At 73.0% G+C, this 21193-nt stretch carries 18 protein-coding genes; 10 read left to right on the top strand and 8 right to left on the bottom strand.

Features of this window, described 5'->3' with window-relative positions:
- Window positions 1-37: 37 nt before the first annotated feature.
- Both OP18_RS25655 and OP18_RS25650 read right to left on the bottom strand, forming a co-directional pair.
- Window positions 38-1681 carry a hypothetical protein gene (locus OP18_RS25655; RefSeq protein ID WP_052387305.1) on the bottom strand — a complete coding sequence of 548 codons (1644 nt, stop codon included), beginning with the start codon at window positions 1679-1681 and terminating at the stop codon, window positions 38-40.
- On the bottom strand, window positions 1678-2583 hold the full coding sequence (locus OP18_RS25650; protein ID WP_033361579.1) for an ABC transporter ATP-binding protein: 906 nt from the start codon (window positions 2581-2583) through the stop codon (window positions 1678-1680). Before OP18_RS25650 ends, OP18_RS25655 begins: the two co-directional genes overlap by 4 nt.
- A gap of 266 nt (window positions 2584-2849) precedes the next feature.
- Here OP18_RS25650 and OP18_RS25645 point away from each other — a divergent pair, with 266 nt between their 5' ends.
- The 4 genes from OP18_RS25645 (at window position 2850) to nhaA (ending at window position 7417) form a co-directional block, all read left to right on the top strand.
- Window positions 2850-4127, top strand: coding sequence for a cation:proton antiporter (locus OP18_RS25645; RefSeq protein WP_033361578.1), 1278 nt, complete (start codon window positions 2850-2852; stop codon window positions 4125-4127).
- A 100-nt stretch (window positions 4128-4227) separates the two neighbouring features.
- On the top strand, window positions 4228-4674 hold the full coding sequence (locus tag OP18_RS25640) for a CBS domain-containing protein (protein ID WP_033361577.1): 447 nt from the start codon (window positions 4228-4230) through the stop codon (window positions 4672-4674).
- Complete coding sequence (locus OP18_RS25635) at window positions 4671-5969, top strand: ArsB/NhaD family transporter (protein WP_033361576.1); 1299 nt, start codon at window positions 4671-4673, stop codon at window positions 5967-5969. Before OP18_RS25640 ends, OP18_RS25635 begins: the two co-directional genes overlap by 4 nt.
- 152 nt (window positions 5970-6121) lie before the next feature.
- The gene (gene nhaA / locus OP18_RS25630; protein WP_033361575.1) at window positions 6122-7417 is read left to right on the top strand and encodes a Na+/H+ antiporter NhaA; all 1296 of its coding nucleotides are present in this window, start codon (window positions 6122-6124) and stop codon (window positions 7415-7417) included.
- A 73-nt stretch (window positions 7418-7490) separates the two neighbouring features.
- Here nhaA and OP18_RS25625 read toward each other — a convergent pair whose 3' ends face one another.
- Both OP18_RS25625 and OP18_RS25620 read right to left on the bottom strand, forming a co-directional pair.
- Window positions 7491-8510, bottom strand: a complete 1020-nt coding sequence (locus tag OP18_RS25625; protein WP_033361574.1) for a DUF4331 family protein — start codon at window positions 8508-8510, stop codon at window positions 7491-7493.
- 131 nt (window positions 8511-8641) lie between these two features.
- On the bottom strand, window positions 8642-9007 hold the full coding sequence (locus OP18_RS25620) for a hypothetical protein (protein ID WP_033361573.1): 366 nt from the start codon (window positions 9005-9007) through the stop codon (window positions 8642-8644).
- Between the two features lie 22 nt (window positions 9008-9029).
- Here OP18_RS25620 and OP18_RS25615 point away from each other — a divergent pair, with 22 nt between their 5' ends.
- The 3 genes from OP18_RS25615 (at window position 9030) to OP18_RS25605 (ending at window position 13836) form a co-directional block, all read left to right on the top strand.
- On the top strand, window positions 9030-9584 hold the full coding sequence (locus OP18_RS25615; RefSeq protein ID WP_156089769.1) for a hypothetical protein: 555 nt from the start codon (window positions 9030-9032) through the stop codon (window positions 9582-9584).
- A 172-nt stretch (window positions 9585-9756) separates the two neighbouring features.
- Window positions 9757-12744: a discoidin domain-containing protein gene (locus OP18_RS25610; RefSeq protein ID WP_081971099.1), complete on the top strand. Its 2988-nt coding sequence runs from the start codon at window positions 9757-9759 to the stop codon at window positions 12742-12744.
- An 18-nt stretch (window positions 12745-12762) separates the two neighbouring features.
- The gene (locus OP18_RS25605) at window positions 12763-13836 is read left to right on the top strand and encodes a glycoside hydrolase family 43 protein (RefSeq protein WP_081971098.1); all 1074 of its coding nucleotides are present in this window, start codon (window positions 12763-12765) and stop codon (window positions 13834-13836) included.
- Here the strand turns inward: OP18_RS25605 and OP18_RS25600 are convergent.
- Complete coding sequence (locus OP18_RS25600) at window positions 13820-14671, bottom strand: helix-turn-helix domain-containing protein (protein ID WP_245635524.1); 852 nt, start codon at window positions 14669-14671, stop codon at window positions 13820-13822. The genes OP18_RS25605 and OP18_RS25600 overlap by 17 nt on opposite strands.
- Before the next feature lie 113 nt (window positions 14672-14784).
- Between OP18_RS25600 and OP18_RS25595 the strand changes: the two genes are divergently transcribed.
- Window positions 14785-15765, top strand: coding sequence for an alpha/beta fold hydrolase (locus OP18_RS25595; RefSeq protein ID WP_052387329.1), 981 nt, complete (start codon window positions 14785-14787; stop codon window positions 15763-15765).
- Between the two features lie 187 nt (window positions 15766-15952).
- Here OP18_RS25595 and OP18_RS25590 read toward each other — a convergent pair whose 3' ends face one another.
- Window positions 15953-16783 carry a TrmH family RNA methyltransferase gene (locus OP18_RS25590; protein WP_033361571.1) on the bottom strand — a complete coding sequence of 277 codons (831 nt, stop codon included), beginning with the start codon at window positions 16781-16783 and terminating at the stop codon, window positions 15953-15955.
- A gap of 53 nt (window positions 16784-16836) precedes the next feature.
- A complete protein-coding gene (locus OP18_RS57550; RefSeq protein WP_033361640.1) occupies window positions 16837-17649 on the bottom strand; it encodes a phytanoyl-CoA dioxygenase family protein in 813 nt (270 codons plus the stop codon).
- A 123-nt stretch (window positions 17650-17772) separates the two neighbouring features.
- Between OP18_RS57550 and OP18_RS57545 the strand changes: the two genes are divergently transcribed.
- On the top strand, window positions 17773-18267 hold the full coding sequence (locus tag OP18_RS57545; RefSeq protein ID WP_156089768.1) for a GyrI-like domain-containing protein: 495 nt from the start codon (window positions 17773-17775) through the stop codon (window positions 18265-18267).
- An 800-nt stretch (window positions 18268-19067) separates the two neighbouring features.
- Here the strand turns inward: OP18_RS57545 and OP18_RS25575 are convergent.
- Window positions 19068-19655, bottom strand: a complete 588-nt coding sequence (locus tag OP18_RS25575; protein WP_033361570.1) for a TetR/AcrR family transcriptional regulator — start codon at window positions 19653-19655, stop codon at window positions 19068-19070.
- A gap of 88 nt (window positions 19656-19743) precedes the next feature.
- Between OP18_RS25575 and OP18_RS25570 the strand changes: the two genes are divergently transcribed.
- Window positions 19744-21159 (top strand): MDR family MFS transporter, encoded by a 1416-nt coding sequence (locus OP18_RS25570; protein WP_033361569.1) that lies wholly within the window; start codon window positions 19744-19746, stop codon window positions 21157-21159.
- Window positions 21160-21193: the final 34 nt, after the last annotated feature.

Here is a 21193-nt window from a genome sequence, read left to right as displayed (position 1 = left end):
TGAAGCAGGATCCTGGGCGGATCGTCGGCAGGGCCGGTCAGCCACCCAGGTCCCGGCGCTGGTAGCCGGCGGCGCCCAGGAGCCACAGCACCGCCGCCACGGTGAGCATGACGCTGGTCGAGGTCCAGTCCACCGGTACCTGCGGCACGAGCGCGAGATGCTGGAACGGTGACCCGGCGGCGACCCAGCCGGGCGCGTCGACGCTGTCGGCGACCACCTTGAGGACGAACCCGCCCACCGCCGGGACGGTACCGACGCCGACGGTGACGCGCGGCCGCCAGCCGAGCGCCGCGACGCCGGCACCGAGGCACAGCAGCGCGATCGGCAGGGTGTTGACCGTACCGGCCAGCGCGTCCAGCAGCCGCAGCCGGGTGGCGGACGCCGCGGCGCCGGCCCAGATCGCGGTGGCGGCGACCACCGCCAGCGCGAGCACCCCGGCGACGGCGGCGGCCGTCTCGGCGGCCAGGAGGCGGGCACGTGGCAGCGGACCGGCGTAGAGCAGGGTAAGGCGGCGAGCGCGCTCGTCCTCCGCGATCGCACCGACCCGGACGGCGGCGAACACCCCGGCGGGCACGGCGAGGAGCGCGAACATCGTCGCGGCGTACCCGGTGACCGAGTCCAGACCGGCGAAGCCGGCCTGCGCGGCGAGCTCGGCGAACCGGGGATTGCCTCGCAGGAAGGCCGTCATGGACGCGGCGACGCAGCCGAGCAACCCGACGAACCCGCCGATGACGGCGGCCCAGGCGGCGGTGGAGGGCCAGGCCCGCCGCATCGCGAACGCGGTGACGGAGCCGAGCAGCGCGAGCCGGGCCGGGCGGCTGTCGCTGACCCGGACGAGGCCGGCGTCGAGGTCCCGGCGGGCCGCCGCGGTGACGGCGGCCGCCAGCACCAGCGCCGTCGCGGTGGCGAGGACCGCCAGTGGTGCCGGCCGGTCGGCGTCGAACGGGCGGGTCAGCGCCGCCAGCCCGAACGGGCTGAGCCACCGTAGCCAGGCCAGGGCATGCGTACCGTCGCCGAGCATCCTCATCAGCAGGCCGGCGGCGAAGACGACGACCGCCGTGCCCGCGGCCGTACCGCGGCTGGGCAGCAGTTGCGCGCAGAGTGCGGCCACGGCGACCGCGAACAGCCCGATGAGCGCCAGCCCGGCCCCGTACAGCGCCGCCCCGGCCGCCGGCGTACCCGACACGAGCAGCGCGGCGCTCACCGCGGCGCCGGCGACGAGCGGGGCCGCCGCGACGACGGCGACGTGCCGGACCACCGAGGCGCGCAGCGAGACCCGGCCGGCCAGCAGCAGCGCCCAACGGCCGGTGTCCTCCTCACCCCTGGTGATCCTGGTCGTGGCCAGGATCCCCCAGACGCCGAGCAGCACGGCCAGGAATGTGCCGGTACGCCAGGCGGTGAACCCGCCGGCGGTGTCGAGTGCGACCGGCTCGCCGAACATCGTCCTGACGGCCGGGTTCCCGGCCAGCGCCAGCAGCGCGCGGCGGTCCAATGCGTCGCCGACGGTACCGCGGTAGGTGCCGGCGACCACGGCGGTCATGCCGGCGCTGAGCACGGTGACGACCGTGGCGCCTCTCCAGACCTGGGACGCGGCCAGCCGGGTCACCGCCGCCGCCGGCCCGCGTCCCGGCTGCGGGGACGGGTGCCGGGGCGGCGGCGGTGCGGCGGAGGGTGCGTTCATCGCGCCGGTCCGGGCGGCCCGGCGTCGCCGTAGTAGTCGAGGAAGACCTCCTCCAGCGTCGGGTCCCGCATCCGAACACCGGACACGTCAGCGGCCGCGAGAGCCCGCAGCACCTCGACCGGTGGGCCGGTGAGGAAGAACCGCAGCCGCCCGTCATCTGGGCGCCGCAGGTCCTGTACCCCGGGCAGGTGCGACAGGTCCGGCGCCGGACCGGTGAAGGTCGCCTCGACCTCGGTGCGGTGCAACCGGCGCAGCCGCGCGACCGCGGCGACCTCGACCAGGCGGCCGCCGCGCAAGATGCCGACCCGGTCGCAGACCGCTTCGACCTCGGTGAGCTGATGGGAGCTCAGGAACACCGCCTGGCCGCGCCCGCGTGCCTCGACCACGGCCCGGCGGAACTCGCGCTCCATCAGCGGGTCCAGGCCGCTGGTCGGCTCGTCCAGGATCAGCAGCGGCGCCCGGGTGGCGAACGCGGCGACCAGCGCCACCTTCTGCCGGTTACCGGTCGAGTACGTCCGGCCCGGCTTGGACACGTCGAGCGCGAAGCGTTCCACGAGCTCATCCCGGTACCGCCGGTCGGTACCAGGGCCGGTGCTGGCGAGCAGCTCCAGGATCTCCGCACCGGTCAACCTCGGCCACAACGCCACATCCGCCGGGACATGACCCAGCAGCCGGTGGGCACGCGCCACGTCCGACGCGTCATGCCCGAAGATCGACGCCCAGCCGGTGCTGGGCCGGATCAGCCCGAGCAGCAGCCGGATCGTCGTGGACTTACCGGCGCCGTTCGGGCCGAGAAACCCGAACACTTCCCCGGCCGGCACCTCCAGATCGAGCGCGTCGAGCGCGGTCGTGCGCCCGTACCGTTTCGACAGCCGCCTGGTGCGGATCGCGGGCGCGTCCATCGGAGGCTCCTGGAGGGATCGGCGACATGACCGCCGACCAGGCTTCCCGGCACACCGGCGCTGACACTACGCCCGGTCCGGCCGCCGGGGAAGCGCTGAGCGGTATCGACCAGGGCTGAACCTTCGCCCGGCCCGGCGTCACGAGGCCACGGATCCAGACGCCCGAAGGTTGCCCGCGTCCGGTAGATTGTCGGCCGGTGTGCCGGGAAGTCTGGTCGGTGGTTCCCTGACCATGCCTGCCACAGGCCCACCGACAGGACACCACGTTGACCCTGCTGCTCGTGTTCGCCGCTGTCCTGCTGATCGCGGTCCTGCTGTCCGCCCTGGCCCATCGCACCGTGCTGTCCACCGCGGTGGTGTTCCTCGGCGCCGGGTTCCTCGTCGGTGACGGTGTCCTCGGGCTCGTGCACGTCACCGCACAGTCGCCGGTGGTGTCGTCGCTGGCCGAGCTGGCGCTGTTCGCGGTGCTGTTCACCGACGGGATGCGGGTCGGCTGGACCGATCTGCGGACCGCCTGGAAGCTGCCTGGCCGGGCCCTCGGCCTCGGCCTGCCCCTCACCCTGCTCGTCACCGCCGTCCTCGCGCACTACGTCGCCGGCCTCGGCTGGGTGGAGTCGCTGCTCATCGGCGCGATCCTGGCGCCCACCGACCCGGTGTTCGCCGCCGCGCTCGTCGGCAACGACAAGGTCCCCGGCCGGCTGCGGCACCTGCTCAACGTCGAGTCCGGCGTCAACGACGGGCTCGCGCTGCCGTTCGTGGTCGTGCTGCTCGCCGTTGTCGCCCACGAGGACGACCTGCACCTCGTCTCGATCGGCTGGGAGCTGCTGCTGGGCATCGCCATCGGGGTCGCCGTGCCGTGGATCGCGATCCGGCTGGAGCGCACCCGCTGGTTCGCCGTCTCCGAGCAGTACGCACCGCTGAACGCCGTCGCCATCGGGCTGCTGGTCCTCGCCCTGGGCAAGGCGACGCACGCCAACCTGTTCCTGGCCGCGTTCGCCGCCGGCATCACCGTGGCAAGCATCGGACACAAGGAACGCGCGGCGTTCGAACACTTCGGTGAGCTCATCGCCGAGATCTTCAAGCTCGCCGCCCTGCTCGTCTTCGGTGCCCTGCTCGCGCCGGCGTTCTTCGGCGACATCGGCTGGACCGGCTGGGTCTTCGCGATCCTCGCGCTCGTCGTGGCCCGGCCGTTGGCGCTGTGGCTGTCCTTCCTCGGCTCCCGGCTCGGCACCCGCGAGCAGCTCGCCGCCATGTGGTTCGGTCCGAAAGGCTTCGCCTCCGTCGTCTACGGCCTGCTCGTCCTCGCCTCCGGCGTCGCCGCCGCGCAGGAGATCTTCACACTGGTCGCGCTCACCATCGTGCTGAGCATCGTGCTGCACTCCTCGACCGACATCATCGTCGCCCGCGGCTTCGACCCGCACCTCATGCCCGCCTGGCAGCAACGCCTGGAAACCCGGGGCCGGCGCATCCTGCGCCGACCGGACGGCCGGCGCACCGCTGCCGACCGCGCCGGCTACGACCCGACCGGCACCGAGCGTGGCTGACACGCGGCGCGGCGCCGGGTGCGCTACGTTGATCGAAGGTGTGCCGGGAAGTCTGGTCGGCGATCGCTCCACCATGACCGCTCCCACACCGGAGGCCCCCGTGCGCGCTGACGAACTCGCCGCCCCCTATCCGACCGTGCAGCTCGGCACCCCGGCGATCGAGGCGGCCCGGCTGCTCGCCGGGCAGGACCTGCCCGGGCTGATCGTCCTGGACGGCAAGGGGTACCCGTTCACCGTCCTGGCCGGCACGCAGGTGCTGCGGATGGCGATCCCGCAGTACTGCCAGGACGACCCCGCCCTCGCCGCGGTCATCGACGAGCAGGCCGCCGACCTGTTCCTGCGCGAGCTCGGCGACCGGACCGTCGCCCAGACCCTGCCCGGCCACAGCCGGGACCTCGCCGTCGTCGCCGGCGACGCCACCGTCCTGGAGATCGCGGCATTGATGGCACGGACCGGTGTCCCCCTGGTCGCCGTCGTCCACAAGGACAAGACGCTGATGGGCGCGGTCACCCTCGACGCGCTCCTCGACCGGCTCCTCGCGCTGTGAGCGTCACCGCCTGGGTCGCGGTCGCCGTGTTCACGGTCGCCTACGTCCTCATCGCCACCGAGCGGATCCACCGGGTCGCCGCCGCCCTCGGCGGCGCCGTCGTCATGCTCCTCATCGGCGCGACCGACGCCGAGCACGCGTTCTTCGACAAGGACACCGCCGTCGACTGGAACGTGCTGTTCCTGCTGCTGGGCATGATGCTCATCGTCTCGGTGCTCAAACGCACCGGCGCGTTCGAGTACCTCGCGATCTGGTCGGTGAAACGCGCCAGAGGCCGCCCGTTCCGGGTCATGACCATCCTGGTCGTGGTCACCGCGGTCGCCTCCGCGATGCTCGACAACGTCACCACCGTCCTGCTCATCGCACCCGTCACGTTCCTGGTCTGCGAACGCCTCGCCGTCCCGGTCGCGCCGTTCCTCATCGCCGAGGCGATGGCCTCCAACATCGGCGGCACCTCGACCCTGGTCGGCGACCCGCCGAACATCATCATCGCCAGCCGCGGCGGCCTGACCTACAACGACTTCCTCATCCACCTCGCGCCGATCGTCATCCTGCTCGTCGTGGTGTTCGTCGCGTTGTGCCGGGTGCTGTTCCGCTCGGCCTTCCGCACCGACCCGGACCGGGTCGCGCAGGTGATGACGCTGCGGGAACGCGACGCCATCCGCGACCCGCGGCTGCTCGCCCTCAGCGCCGGCGTCCTGACCCTGGTCACGATCGCGTTCGCGGTGCACACCGTCGTGGCGCTGGAGCCGTCCGTCGTCGCGCTCATCGGAGGGCTGGCGCTGCTGGCCTTCTCCCGCCTCGACGCGACCGACGTCGCCAAGGACGTCGAGTGGCCGACCCTCGCGTTCTTCGCCGGCCTGTTCGTGATGATCGGCGCCCTGGTGCACACCGGCGTCATCGGCAGCCTGTCCGAGGCGCTCGCCGGAGCGGTCGAAGGCAAGCTGCTCCTCGCCTCCATGGTGCTGCTGTGGGGCTCCGCCGGGCTGTCGGCGATCGTGGACAACATCCCGTATGTCGCCACGATGAGCCCGATCGTCGCCGACCTCGTGCACGCCAACGGCGACACCAGCCAGTCCCAGGTCCTGTGGTGGGCCCTCGCGCTCGGCGCCGACCTCGGCGGCAACGCCACCGCCGTCGGCGCGTCGGCCAACGTCGTCATCCTCGGCCTCGCCGAACGGGCCGGCAAACCCATCAGCTTCTGGGAGTTCACCAAGTACGGGCTCATCGTCGCCACCGTCACCGTCGCCGTGTGCGTGCCGTACCTGTGGCTGCGCTACTTCGCCCTGGCCTGAACCCCGCCGGGTGCCGGCGCACGACCGCGGCCACCGGCGCCGTCCAGGTGCGCTCGCCTCCGCGCATGACGTGGACGTGCCGTACGCTGGACAGTGGTGTGCCGGGAAGCCTGGTCGGCGTCGTTCGTCATCGACCCCACCGGAGGACCGCCATGATCAACAGGCCGGCACCCAACCTGTTCGCGCGCGGCAGCTGGGCGGAAGTCAAACGCATCGGCGACGTGCTGCGCACCGAGACGACCGGCGGCGTGCTCCTGCTGGCCGCCGCGGTGCTCGCGCTCGCCTGGGCGAACTCGCCGTGGTCGGGCGGGTACCACACCGTCTCGTCGGTGAAGCTCGGCCCGGCCGCCTGGCATCTCGACCTGACCCTGGCCGAATGGGCCGCCGACGGCCTGCTCGCGATCTTCTTCTTCGTCGCCGGTCTGGAGCTGAAACGGGAGTTCGTCTCCGGCGACCTGCGCGACCCCAGACGCGCCGCCCTTCCGGTCGCCGCCGCGATCGGCGGGATGGCCGTACCGGCAGCCGCCTACGTCGCGGTGAACGCCAGCACGGCGCACGGGTCGCTCGCCGGGTGGGCGGTGCCGACCGCGACAGACATCGCGTTCGCGCTCGCCGTCCTCGGCGTGATCAGTACCCACCTGCCGGCGGCGCTGCGGACGTTCCTGCTCGCCCTTGCCGTCGTCGACGACCTGCTGGCGATCATGGTCATCGCCCTGTTCTACACGGCGTCGCTGTCGCTGGTGCCGCTCCTGCTCGCGGTGCTGCCGCTGGCCGCGTTCGGCATCCTGGTACAGCGCCGGGTCCGGTCCTGGTGGGTGCTCCTGCCGCTGGCCGCCACGACCTGGGCGCTGGTGCACGCGTCGGGTGTGCACGCGACGGTCGCCGGGGTGCTGCTGGCGTTCACGGTGCCGGTCCTGCGCCGTGCCGAGGGTCCCGGACCGGGGCTGGCGGAGCACTTCGAGCACCGGTGGCGGCCGGTGTCGGCGGCGTTCGCGGTGCCGGTGTTCGCGTTCTTCGCCGCCGGTGTGTCGGTGACCGCCGGCGGCGGCTTCGGCGCGGCGCTGCGCGACGGGGTGACGGTCGGGATCGTCGTCGGCCTGGTGCTCGGCAAGCCGATCGGGATCATCGCCTCGACGTGGTTGGTGCAGCGGTTCACCCGGGCCCGGCTCGCCGACGGGCTGAGCTGGTGGGACGTGTCCGGACTGGGCCTGCTGGCCGGCGTCGGGTTCACGGTGTCGCTGCTGATCGGCGAGCTGGCGTTCGGGATGGGCAGCGTCCGCGACGGCAACGCCAAGGTGGGCATCCTGTTCGGTTCGCTGGCCGCCTCGGTCCTGGCGGCGGTCGTGTTGCGGGTCCGCGACGCGCACTACCGGCGGTTGTGCGCCGAGGAGACCGTGGACGACGACGCCGACGGGGTGCCGGACGTGTACCAGCGCAGCGTCGCGTAGCCGCGGGCGGCGCCGCGCGCCTGCCCGGGTGATGTCCGCCGTCGTGACGCGGTGCGCGCCTGACCGGTCACCGTCAGGAGGCGGCCACCGGATGGGGCGGGCCGAGGTACGGGAACCGGTCCATGACGTCGGTGTGCGGCTTCAGGCCGGTCGGTGGCGCCTCGTTCTTGGTGAGGAACGCGACGCGGACGTCGATGACGTCCTCGACGAAGGTCCGGCCGTTGGGGTACCTGGCCGGCCTGGACGGGTCGAAGCGCAGCACGTCCGGCAGCAGCGCGTGCTCGTCCAGGGCGGCGAGCGCCTCCTCGCGCGTGTAGCCGCCGGTATGGCCCAGCAGGTGCACGAACTGGTCGGTCCACCGGGCCCGGTCGTGCGCCGGCTCGCTCGCGTTGTACTCCTCCTTGGTCTCGTCCGTGTTGAAGAAGCTGCTCACCGACGGGTGCCCGGCCCGGTCCACGTGGACCAGCCCGCCGTCGCGCAGCACGCTGCACCGGCCCCAGATCCGCAGCTCGGGTCCGGGCCTCAGCTCGTCGGTCGGCAGCTCGATGGCCATGGAGCAGACGTTGGCCCTGGCGTTGGAGTCGACCCCGGTCCAGGGCGACGTCCCGGTCAGGTGCGGCGCGGTGAAGTTCCGGTTGCCGCTGGTGTCGAACAGGTTCTTGATGCCGTCGAAGTCGAAGAAGAACGCGTCGCTGCGGCTGCCGGCGGACACCATGGCGCTGCCGCTGGTGACCACGTTCGCCTGCGGGCCGAACGACACGGCGGCGTCCGCGACGATCCGGGCGCCGCCCGCCTCGGGTCTGCGGGCCTGGTCACCGGTGGCCATGAGCACGCTGTAGGTCTGCCCGCCGTCGGCCGCCGGCGGGCTGAACACCCAGCTGAACGCGATGTCGACCAGGTCGTCACCGTCGTTGTCGATGTTCAGCCGGTACACGGCGTCCGGATGCAGCGCGTCGGCGCCGGGGTTGGCGTTGAGGATGAGCACGGTCCTGCTCCGGTCACCGGGCGCGGTGAACGCGTACAGGTCACACAGGTCGAGGCGCGGATCCCCGAGCGGCGCGCCGAGACTGAGTCCGGTGAAGTGGTTGGACACGTCAAGCCCTTCCGACGTTCGTTGCTGGGATCCGCTGGTACACGGTGCATCCCACGCTAACCGGCCGCACCGTCGCGTCTGCCGCCGTCGGCGGGCCGGGCCGGAGGATTTGCCGGGTGACGCGCCGCGGGTCAGCAGTACCGGACGGTGAGCCCGAAGTGCCGGGGCTCGCCGTCGACGTCGACGGGGTGGCCCGGCGGCAGCACCGGATCGGTCAGGGCGGGCAGGTCGACGCCGGCCAGGTCCGGGGCGACCGCCGCGAACTCGTCCAGGTCGTCGTCCTGCTCGTCCGGTACCGCCGGCAGGAAGTCGAACGTGGCGTCGAGGCTGCCGCTGCGGTACACCCACAGCAGGCACGACTCGGTCAGGGTCGGGTTCACGTCCAGATCGCTGAGCACCGCGAGCAGGTCGTCGCGGTCGTTGAGCACCCAGCAGTCGGTGACGGTGTCGCGGTTGTTCACCAGCTGCGTGTGCCGCAGCACGTAATAGCTGTACACCGCAGCACCGTAGCCTGTGCGGGTGGACGACGAACGGGAAGCGCTGCACCGCGACTGCGCGCGGGGCCACGGGGTGCTGCTCGAGCACCCGCAGGACGTGCCGGAGGTCGAGCAGGGCCTGCGCCGCATCGTCGCCGCGGACCCGGCGGACACGGTGACGGCCACGCTGCTGGCCGGCCTGCTCAACCGCCAGCACGTGTCGGCGCTGTCGATGTCGCCGCTGTACACGGGCCATGGGCCGGGCACCGGCACGGGCCGGTCGGCGTGGCTGCGCGCGCTGTGGCGGCGGCGCGGCGAGGCGTACGAGCTGTACCGCCGGGTCCTGGACGTCGACCCGGCGCACGCGGCGGCGGCGAACGGGCTCGCGGCGATGGTGCTCGACCCGGCGTACACGGAGCACTTCGTCTACTACGACGATGACGAGCCCGACGACGACGCCGAGGACCTCGGCGAGCCGGATCCCGCGTGGCGCGCGGAGGCGGCGGCGAGGCTGCGCCGCGTCCTTGCCGAGCACCCCGACGACACGGTGACCGCCGCGAACCTGGCCCGCGTCCTGGCCCTGCCGGACGACGCCTGACGAGGTGCTGATGGCGGCCGACGACCGGGTGGTGAGGCCCGCGGTGCTCGCCGCACACACCTGTTGGCCCCGTTTCGACACGGCGACGGTCCGCTGGTTGGGCAGCGGTGGGGTTTTGTAAACATTCCTTGCAGATATTGACGCGGCTTGGGGGTGTTGCGAAGGTACACAAATGCTGACCCGTCGCACCCTGCTCGCCGCGGTCGGCGCCGCCGGAGGTGCCCTCGCCCTGCCGCTGCCGGCCGCCGCCGCGGTCGAGGACCCGGTCGCCGACGAGTACCACCGCCTGTTGCTGGTGCACACCCGGTGGGTGCAGCAGCAGTGGGACACGGCGATCGGGGCGTACCGGGCCGCCGACTTCCGGTTCGCCGCGGTCCTCGGCAACGCCGTCCTGCTGACCAGCGACGGCTACGACGCCGGGCTGGCCGGGGTCGACGCCGCCACGCTGCGCACCCGGACGCTCGCCACGATCGGCCGGTTCGCCGCCACGAACCGGCTGGCCGGGGGCAACGAGTGGGGGCAGCGGCTGTTCTGGGACTCGACGTTCGAGCTGTACTTCGTGCTCGCCGCCCGGCTGCTGTGGGCGGAGCTGGACGCGGCCACGAGGGCGAACGTCGACGCGATCGCCCGCGGGCAGGCCGCGTACGCGTACGGGCTGGGCACCGGCAACGACCCGCTCAGCGGCTCCTGGTCGCCGAACGGCAGCATCGGCGGGTACCTCGGCGACACCAAGCTCGAGGAGATGGGCGTCTACGCGCAGGCCATCGCGCCGGGACTGGCCTGGGCGCCGGCCGGGGACGCCGAGGCCGACCGCTGGCGGGAGCGGTTCGTGTTCTGGGCGGCCAACGCCAGCGGGCTGCCCGCCGCCGACCGGGCGAACCCCGCACTCGTCGACGGCCGGGCGGTCAGCGCGTGGAACGTGGCGCGCAACCTGCACGACACCTTCATCGTGGAGAACCACCAGTCGGCCAACCCGCACTACCAGGCCGAGCTGTGGCGCACCGCGGGACGGGCCGCCGCGCACTTCCTCGCGGCCGGCAAACCCCTGCCGCAGGTGCTCACCCGCCAGCCCAGCGGGCGGGAGCTGTGGGCCACGCTGCGCCTGCTGGCCAGCGACGCCGGTGAGCCGGTGATGCCGATGGTCGCCGACCGGTACCATCTGTACGGCCGGGACGTGCTCCCACTGGCGTTCCTCGCCCAGGTCCAGGGCGACCCGCACGCCGCCCGCGCCGAGGCCGACCTCGCGGCGCGGTTGATGCCGTACCTGCGCTACGCGCCGGAGAACCGGCTCACGAAGTTCAGCGGCGAGGAGAAGTACGAACCGGAGGCGCGCGCCGAACTCGCCATCGCCTACCTGTTCCACCGCTGGCGCACCACACCCGTCGCGCCGGTGACCGGCACCGAGTTCTTCACCGCGGCCGCCGGCGCCCGGTACTTCGGGGCGGAGGTCGGGCTGACCGCGCACCAGAGCGTCACCGGCTTCGCGGCGGCGGTCACCAAACCCGGCTACGTGCGGTTCCTGTGGCAGCCCGGGCACGACAACTGGTTCCTCGACACCCGGGCGCCGGCGTTCCTGCCGGCGCAGACCACCGCACCGACGCGCCAGTGGACCGCCGCGTACACCGCGGCCCGTGACGGCGTGGACGCCACGATGACGGTCCTGCAGACCGCGGCCGGGTGGGCCGGCTACGCCACCCTGCCGACCGGCACCGTCGTCTACGCCGGGCCCGGCCCGTCGTCGCTGACCCTGTTCAACCTCACCATGCCCGGCGTGCCCGGCCTCGACGGCAGCCGCACCTTCACCGGCTCCGGCGGCGCCGTGACCCCCGCGGCCGGCGTCGGCGACGGCGGCACCGACGAGCTCACGTTCGCCGCCCGCTCCGCCCGGCACGTGCGGTTCCTCGGCCGCAGCGCCGCCGGCGAGTACGGCTACTCGCTGTTCGCCTTCGAGGCCCTCGACGCCACCGGCACCGACCGGGCCCGTGGCCGCACCGTCACCGCCTCGTCCGCCGACCCGGCCTACCCGGCGGCGAACGCCGTCGACGGCGACGCCGGCACCCGCTGGGCGGTCGCGCGTGAGGAGCGCGGCCGGGCCGACAGCTGGCTCGCCGTGGACCTCGGCGCCACCGTCCAGCTCACCGGCGTACGGCTGCGGTGGGAGGTCGCGTACGCCACCTCGTACAGCATCCAGACCTCGACCGACGGCAGCACCTGGACCACCGCGGCCAGCGCGCCGTCAACGGTCACGCTGGGCGCCTGGGCCGGCATCGACGGTCGCGCCGGCGTCGTCGCCCACGGCGCCACCGGCCCGATCACCGCCTCCTCGGCGATGGTCACCATCCCGCCCGCCACGATCATCGAGGGGTACCCCGGCGCGGGCACCGACCTGGCCGCCGCGGCCGCCCGGCGGCTGCCCACCGGCGGGCCGGCCACGCTGCGCCTCAGCGACGCCGACGGGTACCTCACCCTGCTCAACCTCTCCGCGACGGCGGTGAACGGCGCGGTGCTGACCCTGCCGCGCGGCGACCGGCTCTACCGCGGGGTGTCGGTCGTCCGCGCCGACGGCGGCCTGGACCTGACCGCCTCGATACCCGCCGCCACCGGCGCCGTGCGACCCGCCCGGTTCACGCTGACCGGACGCGCACCGGCCGGCACCCGGTGCTCCGTCGCCGACTCACACCACGTCACGATCACCGCGCCGGCGACGGCGGCCGTCGACGTCCAGCTGACCGCCGGGTCCTGGTCCGTGCGGGCGCAGGTGCCGGCCGGCGCCACCATCGGCTTCGCCAGGCCGGTCGACGGCCCGGTCACCCCGACCGACGACCTGGCCCGCGGCCGCACCACGTTCCCCACCTCACCGCTGCCCGCCGGCATGGGCGAACCGTCCCGCGCCGTCGACGGCAACCCCGGCACCTCGTGGCGGCCCGGCCCGAACGGGCGCATGGTCGTCGACCTGGGCGCGGCCCGCGCCATCGGCACCGTGACGCTGACCTGGACCAGCGGCACCCGCCGCACGGCCCGCGTCGAGATCTCGACCGACGGCGCCACCTACACGACGTTCAGCGGACCGTCATCCGCGCGGTACGTCGCGGTGGCCGTGCCCGGCTGGACGACCGGCGACGCGGAGCTCGCCGAGGTGTCCGTCACCGCCAGCCCCTGACCGAGTGGAGATGACCCCATGACCACGCGTTCCCCCCGCCTCAAGGGCCTCGGTGCGATGTCGCTCGCCGGTGTCGTCGCGCTCGGCGTGAGCCTGGCCGTCATGCGGCACGCCGACGCCGCCGCCACCACCCTCGGCGGCGCCGACCCCAGCGTCATCGTCGTCAACGGCCGCTACGTCTCGGCGAAGTCCGTCGACGGCGGCATCGCGGTCCGGTCCGCCACCACCCTCGCCGGCATCGCCACCGCGCCCAAACACCAGGTCTGGCGCGACACCGGCAACCTCGGCGAGGTGTGGGCACCGGAGATCGTGCACCAGGACGGCCGGTACCAGATCTACTTCTCGGCCGGGCGCAGCGCCGCGCACCGCATGTACCAGATCAGCTCGACCAGCCCGGACTCCGGCTACACGGCCGCCACCAAGGTCGCGTTGCCCGGTGACGCGTGGGCCATCGACGGCGTGCCGTTCACCTTCCAGGGGCAGCGCTGGTTCGTGTGGTCCGGCTGGGCCGGCGACACCAACGTCGAGCAGAACCTGTACATCGCGCGGATGAGCGGCCCCACGACCACGACCGGCAGCCGCTACGTCATCTCACAGCCCCGGGAGCCCTGGGAGCGGGTCGTCGGCAACCCCTACATCAACGAAGCCCCCGAGCCGATCCTCGACCCGAACGGGCAGCTGCACGTCGTGTACTCCGCCAACGGCAGCTGGAGCAGCCAGTACTGCCTGGCCGACCTGCGGCTGCGCGCCGGCGGGAACCCGACGAACGTGTGGGACTGGTACAAGAGCAACGGCTGCCTGTTCGGCTCGCACGCCGAGACCATGATGTCCGGCTGGGACCCGACCCTGCACGTCGACGGCCCCGGCCACCACACGTTCGTGCTGGAGCGCGGCGACATCGCGACCAGCCCGCCGTCCGGCCGCCGGTTCCCGACGATGTTCCACGCCGTCGCCAAGGGCACGCCGTACTCCTGGTCGAACCGCTACTGGTACACCGGCACCGCCGTCTGGTGGGGCAACACGACCTACCGCCGAGCCAACGTCCCCGGCGCCACCACCGACACCGGGTACAGCCTCAAGTTCTTCGAGTAGGCCGGTCCGCGGTCGGCTGACCTCGTCGCCATCGCTGCGGCCAGGCGGTGTCGTCGACGGCGAGCCACGGTGCCCCGGCCAGCGTCGCGGGCGTGGCGCCGGTGAACGCCATGACGTCGCGGTGCAGGTGGGACTGATCGGCGTAGCCGGCGTCGGCGGCGACCCGGGCCGCGTCCTCGCCCGCGGCGAGGCGGTGGGCGGCGTGGTCGAACCGGACCAGTTTCGCGGCGCGTTTGGGTGGCAGGCCGACCTGCGCGTGGAACCGGGACCACAGGCGTTTGCGGCTCCACCCGACGTCCGCCGCGAGCACGTCCACCCGGACCCGGCCCCGGGCGACGAGGATCCGGTGCCAGGCCCAGGCCACCTCGGGGTCCACCGAAGACCCGGGCCGGCACCGGCGGGCGAGCAGCGCGTCGGTCACGGCGAAGCGCTGCTCCCACGACGAGGCGTCGCCCAGCCGCTCACGGATCTGTGCCGCCGGCCGGCCCCACACGTCGTCCAGGGCCGCCACGGTGCCCTCCAGGTCGGCCGGGGAGACGCCCAGCACCGCCCGGGCGACCAGCGGGGACAGGCGCACCTGTACGGCCTCGAAGCGCTCGCCCCGGACCCGTGCCGCACCCGGCCCGAACCCGAGCCCGGCGGCGAGGCTTCCCCGGTGCTGCCGGCCTCCGGCGGCGTCGACGATGAGCGGGCCGGCGCCGAACTCCAGCACCAGCGTCACGGCCGGATGGGGGACCGCCAGGTGCCCGGCCGCCGACACGCCACGGTCACGGAACCCGGCCATGCTGACCCCGGCCACCCGGCTGGGCCGCGACGGGCGGGCGACGTCCCACACAGCCGTATGGTCACGCTTACCGGCGGCGGATCGCATCACCTCATGCTACCCAGGCCGCCGATCGGGAACATTCGTTCAAGCCGCGGGCGCCGATGCCCGCCGACGATGCGCTCATGACCATTCCACCCACCTCCGACCACCAGCCGGAGCCGCCCGGCGGGCGCCACCGCCGCAGGCGCCGCATCATCACGGCGACCGTCCTGCTCACCGTCGCCGGGTTGCTGCTCGGCAACGCGGCGCTGGTCGACCGGCAGGGCGCCGACGCCGCCGGGACCCCGACCCTGCCGCTCGACGGCGGCGACATCGCGGTGAGCCAGGACGGGCCGCCCGGTGCTCCGGCGCTCGTGCTGATCCACGGGCTCGGCGCCTCGACCCGCTGGTGGGATCCCGTCGTACCGATGCTGGCGAGCTCCTATCACGTCATCCGGGTCGACCTGCTCGGACACGGCCGGTCCGCCAAACCGGCCGGCGGCGGCTACTCGATCCCGCAGCAGGGCCGCCGGGTCGGTCAGGCGCTGGACCTGCTCGGCGTCACGCACGCCGTCGTGGTCGGCCATTCCACCGGCGGCTACGTCGCCACCGCCCTCGCCGAGCAGCGGGGCGACCTGGTCACCGCGCTCGCGCTCATCGACACCGGGCCCCGCATGGACGCCTTCATCTCCGACGGGTTCGTCGGCAAGCTCGTCGACGTCCCCGTGGTGGGGCAACTGCTGTGGCGGCTGCGCACCGACGCCGTCATCCGCCGGGGGCTGAGCACCGCGTACGCGCCAGGCTTCAAAATCCCGCAGCAGGCTGTCGACGACACGCGCGGCATGACCTACCACGCGCTCATCGAGACGTCGCACGCCGCCGACGACTACCTGCACCGGCGTCCGGTCCCGGACCGGCTCGTGCCGCTCGGCAAACCGCTGCTGGTGGTCTTCGGTGAGCGGGACCAGCGGTGGCGGCCGTCCTCCGCCGCCCTGTACGGCGTCGTTGCGGGCGCACGGGTCGAGCTGCTCCCCGGCGTCGGCCACTCGCCGATGCTGGAGGACCCGCCACGGACGGCCGAACTGTTGATCACGTTCGCCGGTGCCGTGCTCGACAGTCCCTGACCGCCGTGCTCCGGCCGGCGCGGCCCGCTGGGAAATATCCGTTGCCTCGCGGGCCGCCGGTTGACCGTGCTGACCGAGCTCGGACCGCCCACCATCCCGAGAGCCTGCGCGTCCCGCAGGTCCGCGCGGCTGGACATCGACATGCACGCTCGCCCGGCATCTCCAGGACCGCCGGGGCCAGGATGCGCTACTGCCGGGCGGCAGCGGTTCGCTGGCGTGCCGATTCGTACAGCACGACCGTCGCGGCGGTCGCCGCGTTCAGGGAGCTGGCGGACCCGAACATCGGAATCCGGACGAGTTGGTCGCAGGCGGCACGCCAGCCGGAGCTGAGGCCGGTGGTCTCGTTGCCGACCAACGTCAGCGTGGCTCGCGTGAAGTCGTACTCGGCGGCGGCCAGGGCGCCGCGCTCATCGGTGCCCACGATGCCCATGCCGATGCCGTCGGCGCGGACGTCAGCCACCCAGGACAGAACGGCCTGGTGTGCGGGCATCTGGACCACGGGCAGGGCGAACAGCGAGCCGGTGCTCGCCCGGACCGCCTTCGGGTCATAGACGTCGGCGGCGTGCCCGGTGATGATGACACCGGAGGCGCCGAAGGCGTCCGCGGACCGAACGAGGGTCCCGATGTTGCCGGGGCTGGTGGGCCGATCGAACACGACGGTGAGCATGGCCGGCCCGACCGGGATACGGCGCAGGTCGTCCTCCGGCATCGTGGCCACAGCCAGCAGCTCCGGAACTGTGTCTGCCTTTTCGCCGAGTTCCTGCATCAGTTCAGGGCGGACGGCGATCTTCTCGGCCTGGACCGTGTCCAGTACCTTGCGAGCCCAGCTGGACAGCTCAGCGCTGGTGTCGTAGAGCAGCTCCCGGATCTGCCAGCCGTGTTCGACCGCCATGGTGATCGGGCGCACGCCCTGCACGAGGAACTCGCCGCGACGCTGCCGCTTGGTCCGATTGCCGAGGAGAGCTTCCCACTGCTGGAACCGCGCATTGCGGCCGCTCACCCGCAGACCCATCGCCAACCCCTCCTGGGTCGCTCGTCGCCCACCGATGCCCTGCCTGGTGCCGGCCGCGTCTACCCGGCTCCGCGGTCGGTGCCGTCCCCGTCCAGACCGGGGGTGTCCTGTCCGAGGCCGCGACGGATCGCGATCTCCACGGGTGAGTACGCGCCGTCGGTCCGCTCCAGTTCGTACGGTGCGGCCGGCATCAGCGGCGGCTGGGCCATGAAGCGCGGCCGCACCCCATGGTGCGGTTGCGCCGCGTGTACCAGGAATGGATGGCACAGGAAGACGTCGCCCGGGGACCCGGTGGCGAGGGCGAGTGGCCGGTGGTCGGTCGCCGCCACCAGCTCGGGCGCAAGGGCCAGCCCGCTCGCTCCGTCCTCCCCATATTTCTTCAGTACCTTCGGGACGTCGAGGTGTGACCCGACCCGGATCCGGGTCGGGGCATCCTCCTCACCGACCTCGCTGAACAGGAACAGCATCAGCAGCGCCCGGCCCCGGGAGCGCACATTTGTGAAGTACCAGCTCTCACCCTCCGGCAGGTAGCTCCCCTCGATGTGCCAGCCCGCGTCGTCCGGCTCCGTCTCGTGCGGGAAGCGCAGCGGGAACGTGCCCAGCGAATAGCGCGGCTCCCAGCGTCCCGCGCCGACGAGCAGGTCGTACGCGTGATGGAGGAACGGGGAGTTGGGTGCGGCGGCGAACGGCCCTTGCGCCATGCCGGCCACCCAGTGCACGGGCTGCGTCCACGTTGCTGGATCGTCCGGTTCGCAGCCCGTCTCTCGCCAGAGCAGCCGCGCGCAGTCCGCGGCCACGCGCGGCGCGACGGCGCCCTCCACCTTCACGAAGCCGTCGCGAAGAAAGCGGGTCACCAAGGTCGTGTCATCCACGCCCCCATCGTGCGGCGACATCAGTCTCGATCACCCGACACTTTCCGCACCGCTTTTATCGGATGCGGCGCGACAGCGCAGGCGCACGATCGGGATCGGACCACAGCGATCGGGAGCGAACACATGGACACCCGCCTCGTCGACCATCCCGCGTTCCGGCTCGTGGGGCACGCCGCCCGCGTACCGCTGATCCACCAAGGCGTCAACCCGCACATCCGGCAGCACATCACCGCGCTGCCGGCAGAGGAACACCTGCGCTTGAAGGCCCTCGGCAACGCTGAGCCGAGCGGCCTGCTCGCGGTCAGCGACGACCTCGACCCCGACTACACCGAGGGCAGTGAGCTGACCTACCTTCATGGGGTCGCCGTGTCCCCGGATACGCCGGTCCCCGGCGACCTCGACATCATCGACGTCCCGGCCGGCAGATGGGTGGTCATCCGGATCGCGGGACCGTATCCGCAGACCCTGCAGAAGACCTGGGCCACGGCCGCAGCCGAATGGCTGCCCTCCAACCCGTGGCGTCTGCGGCCAGGTCCGGAGATCGTCGCGGTGCTCGAGTCCGCGAACGGCTTCAGCACCGCGGCCCGTGAGCTCTGGCTGCCCGTCGAACCGGCGTAGCGACCCGGCGGGCGTGAGGTTACCGCGAGCGACGGTGACGACGCCGGCGTTGGCGGCCCGGATCGGGGGTGCGGCGGGGTTGCGCCGAGAGTGTGCGTCCGGGTCGGTGGGCAGGCCGGCGGCACCGTCCGAGGTGGCCTGCTCGACCGGGATGATCGGCGCCACGATCGGCGAGTGTCGCGGGCCCGGCGGTGCCGGACGTGCTCGACGACGGCGACCCCACCGGCCACGACGGCGGCCAGCGCGCCGGCGAGGGCCGGCAGCGCCAGCCGGCGCGACCACGACCGGACCGGGCGGGGCGTCGGCGCGGGCGTCGGCATCGGCACCAGGGTGATCTCGCGCGAGAAGCTCTCCTTCAGCTGCAGGTGTCGGCCGGCTGGCAGCACCGGGTCGCCCGCCGGCGGCAGCAGCCGGCGAAGTTCGGCACGAACGTCGTCGTCGCGATCCTGTGGCCGGGCGGTCATCGGTCTCTCCTCTGCGTCAACCGGGCCGCGAAGCCGCGGCCGTCAGGTGTCTGTCCGTTGCGCAGGGCGAGTTCCCGATCCGCCCGCCACTGCCGCGACTCGTTCTCGGCCGGCACACGCAGCCGGTCCGGGCCCGCATGCGCTCCACCAGCTCGTCGGCGAAGTCCGGGGCCGGCTGCCGGGCCGGCAAGCGCGCCAGGGCGGCCTGATGTCGCCGCGCCGTACGGCGCAGGTACTTCCGCTCCACCAGGACCTGGCCGTAGCACGACGTCATGCACGGGGCGTGGCGCTGGCAAGAACGGCGGCCAGGACCCGGTCCGCGACGCCTCGGCCGATCTACCGCGTCGCCCGGACGAGGGGCAGGAACAGCTCGTCGACGATCGAGCGGATGCGGTCCGGCTCCACGGGTTTGAGGTCCATGAACAGGTCGTGGCGGACCAGGTCGAACGGCATGCGCAGGACCGCGGCCGGGATCCGGTCCAGGTCGATCTCGCCGCGGTCGTGGGCGCGCTGGTACATGGTCCGGCTGCGGAACAGGGGCTGATTGCCCAGGATCCGGTCGCGCACCTCAGCGGGGGTGAGCCCGGTGCCGGCCAGCAGGCCCGAGAGGACGGCGGCCGCGGTGACGGCGAAGAACGTGGCGCGGGTCTGGCCCATGCCGGTCAGCGCGGCGATCAGGTCGCCGCGCAGGGTACCGGTGTCGGGCAGTTCGACCGGGTGGCTGGTGCGGTGCCGCTCGATCGCGGTGAGCACGAGTTCGTCCTTGTTTGCCCAGCGGCGGTACAGCACGGCGATGCCGGTGCCGGCTCTTGAGGCGACGGACTCCATGGTCAGCTTCGCGTAGCCGGCCTCGGCCAGTTCCTCCCAGGCGGCGTCCAGCAGCGCGGCCTCGAGCTCGGGTCCGCGTCGGCGGGAGGGTGCCATAAGCACAGTATAAGGAAGGTTTGCATTCCCTATCGCGCGACCCTACCCTCATAAGAGATGAATCCCTCTCTTAGCGACGGGTGAGACGATGACCATGACGCAGGCCCCTCCGGCGACGCTGTCGCCGCAGGTCAAGTCCGCACTGCTGGCGCTGCTCGTCGGCGGGATCGCGGCGATCCTCGACTCGACGATGGTGACGCTGGCGATCCACACGCTGGTCGTGCGGTTGCACTCGAGCACCGGCGCGATCCAGTGGGTCACCACCGGCTTCCTGCTGGCGATGGCCGCGGCGATCCCGATCACCGGGTGGGCCGAGCGGCGCTGGGGCGGCAAGCGGGTCTGGATGGCCGCGCTGCTGCTGTTCCTGCTCGCCTCGGTGTTGTGCGCGGTGGCGTGGAACGACGCCAGCCTCATCGGCTTCCGGGTGCTGCAGGGCTTCGGCGCCGGATTGATCTTCCCTTTGATGCAGACGCTCGCCGTGCGCGCCGCGGGCGGGCGGGTCAGCAGCTCACTGATGGCGGCCGTCAGCCTGCCGATCGCGCTCGGCCCGATCCTCGGCCCGGTGTTCGGCGGCCTCATCCTCAACTGGCTGAGCTGGCGCTGGCTGTTCCTCGTCAACGTGCCCGTGATCGCCGTCGGGCTGCTGCTCGCGTGGCAGCACCTGCCGGCCGATCGCCCCGCGGCGGGAGCCGGGCGCGGCCGTCTGGACTGGCTCGGCCTGGGCCTGCTCGCGCCCGCCCTGGCCGGGATCCTGCTCGGGCTGTCCCAGCTGTCCGCGGACGGCGGGATCAGCCACGCCAGGGTGCTGGTGCCGCTGCTGGCCGGGACCGCGCTGCTGGCCGCGTTCATCGCCTGGGCGCTGCGCCCCGGCGACCGGGAGCCGATCGTCGACATCCGGCTGCTGCGGCTGCGGTCGCTCGGCACGGCCTCCGCGGTCCTGTTCACGGCCGGCGCGGCGATGTACGCCGCGATGTTCCTCCTGCCGCTCTACTACCAGCAGCTGCGCGGCAACAGCGTCCTGGACGCCGGGCTGCTCCTGATCCCGCAGGGCGTCGGCGCCCTCGCCGCCCGCTTCCTGGTCGGCAAGCTGGTCGACCGGCTCGGGGCACGCGCCGTGACGATCGGCGCGTTCCTGCTCACCACCGCCGCCACCGTCCCGTTCGCGCTGGCCGGACCCGACACCAGCCAGTGGTGGCTGGCCACCGTGCTGCTGATCCGCGGCCTCGGCATCGGGGCGGTGCTGATCCCGCCGATGTCCGTCGCATACCAGGACATCGAGCCCGGCGGCATCCCGCACGCCACGATGAACACCCGCATCGTGCAGCAGGTGGGAGCCTCGTTCGGCACCGCGATCGTCGCCGTCGTGCTGCAGTCGCTCATCGAGCACGGCGCCACGGACGCCTTCCGGAGCGCGTTCTGGTGGGCGATCGGCATCTCCGCGATCGCGGTCGTCCCCGCCGTCGCCCTCCCCGCCAAACAGCCGAGGGTCGATGCCCTGTCGTAGCGACAGGTTCATCGAGCACCGCCGGATCCGGCAC

Origin of the sequence: Dactylosporangium aurantiacum, assembly GCF_000716715.1 — a bacterium.
Taxonomy (GTDB): domain Bacteria; phylum Actinomycetota; class Actinomycetes; order Mycobacteriales; family Micromonosporaceae; genus Dactylosporangium; species Dactylosporangium aurantiacum.
Note: the sequence above shows the minus strand (reverse complement) of the source record. Positions and strands in the feature narration are given on the sequence as shown.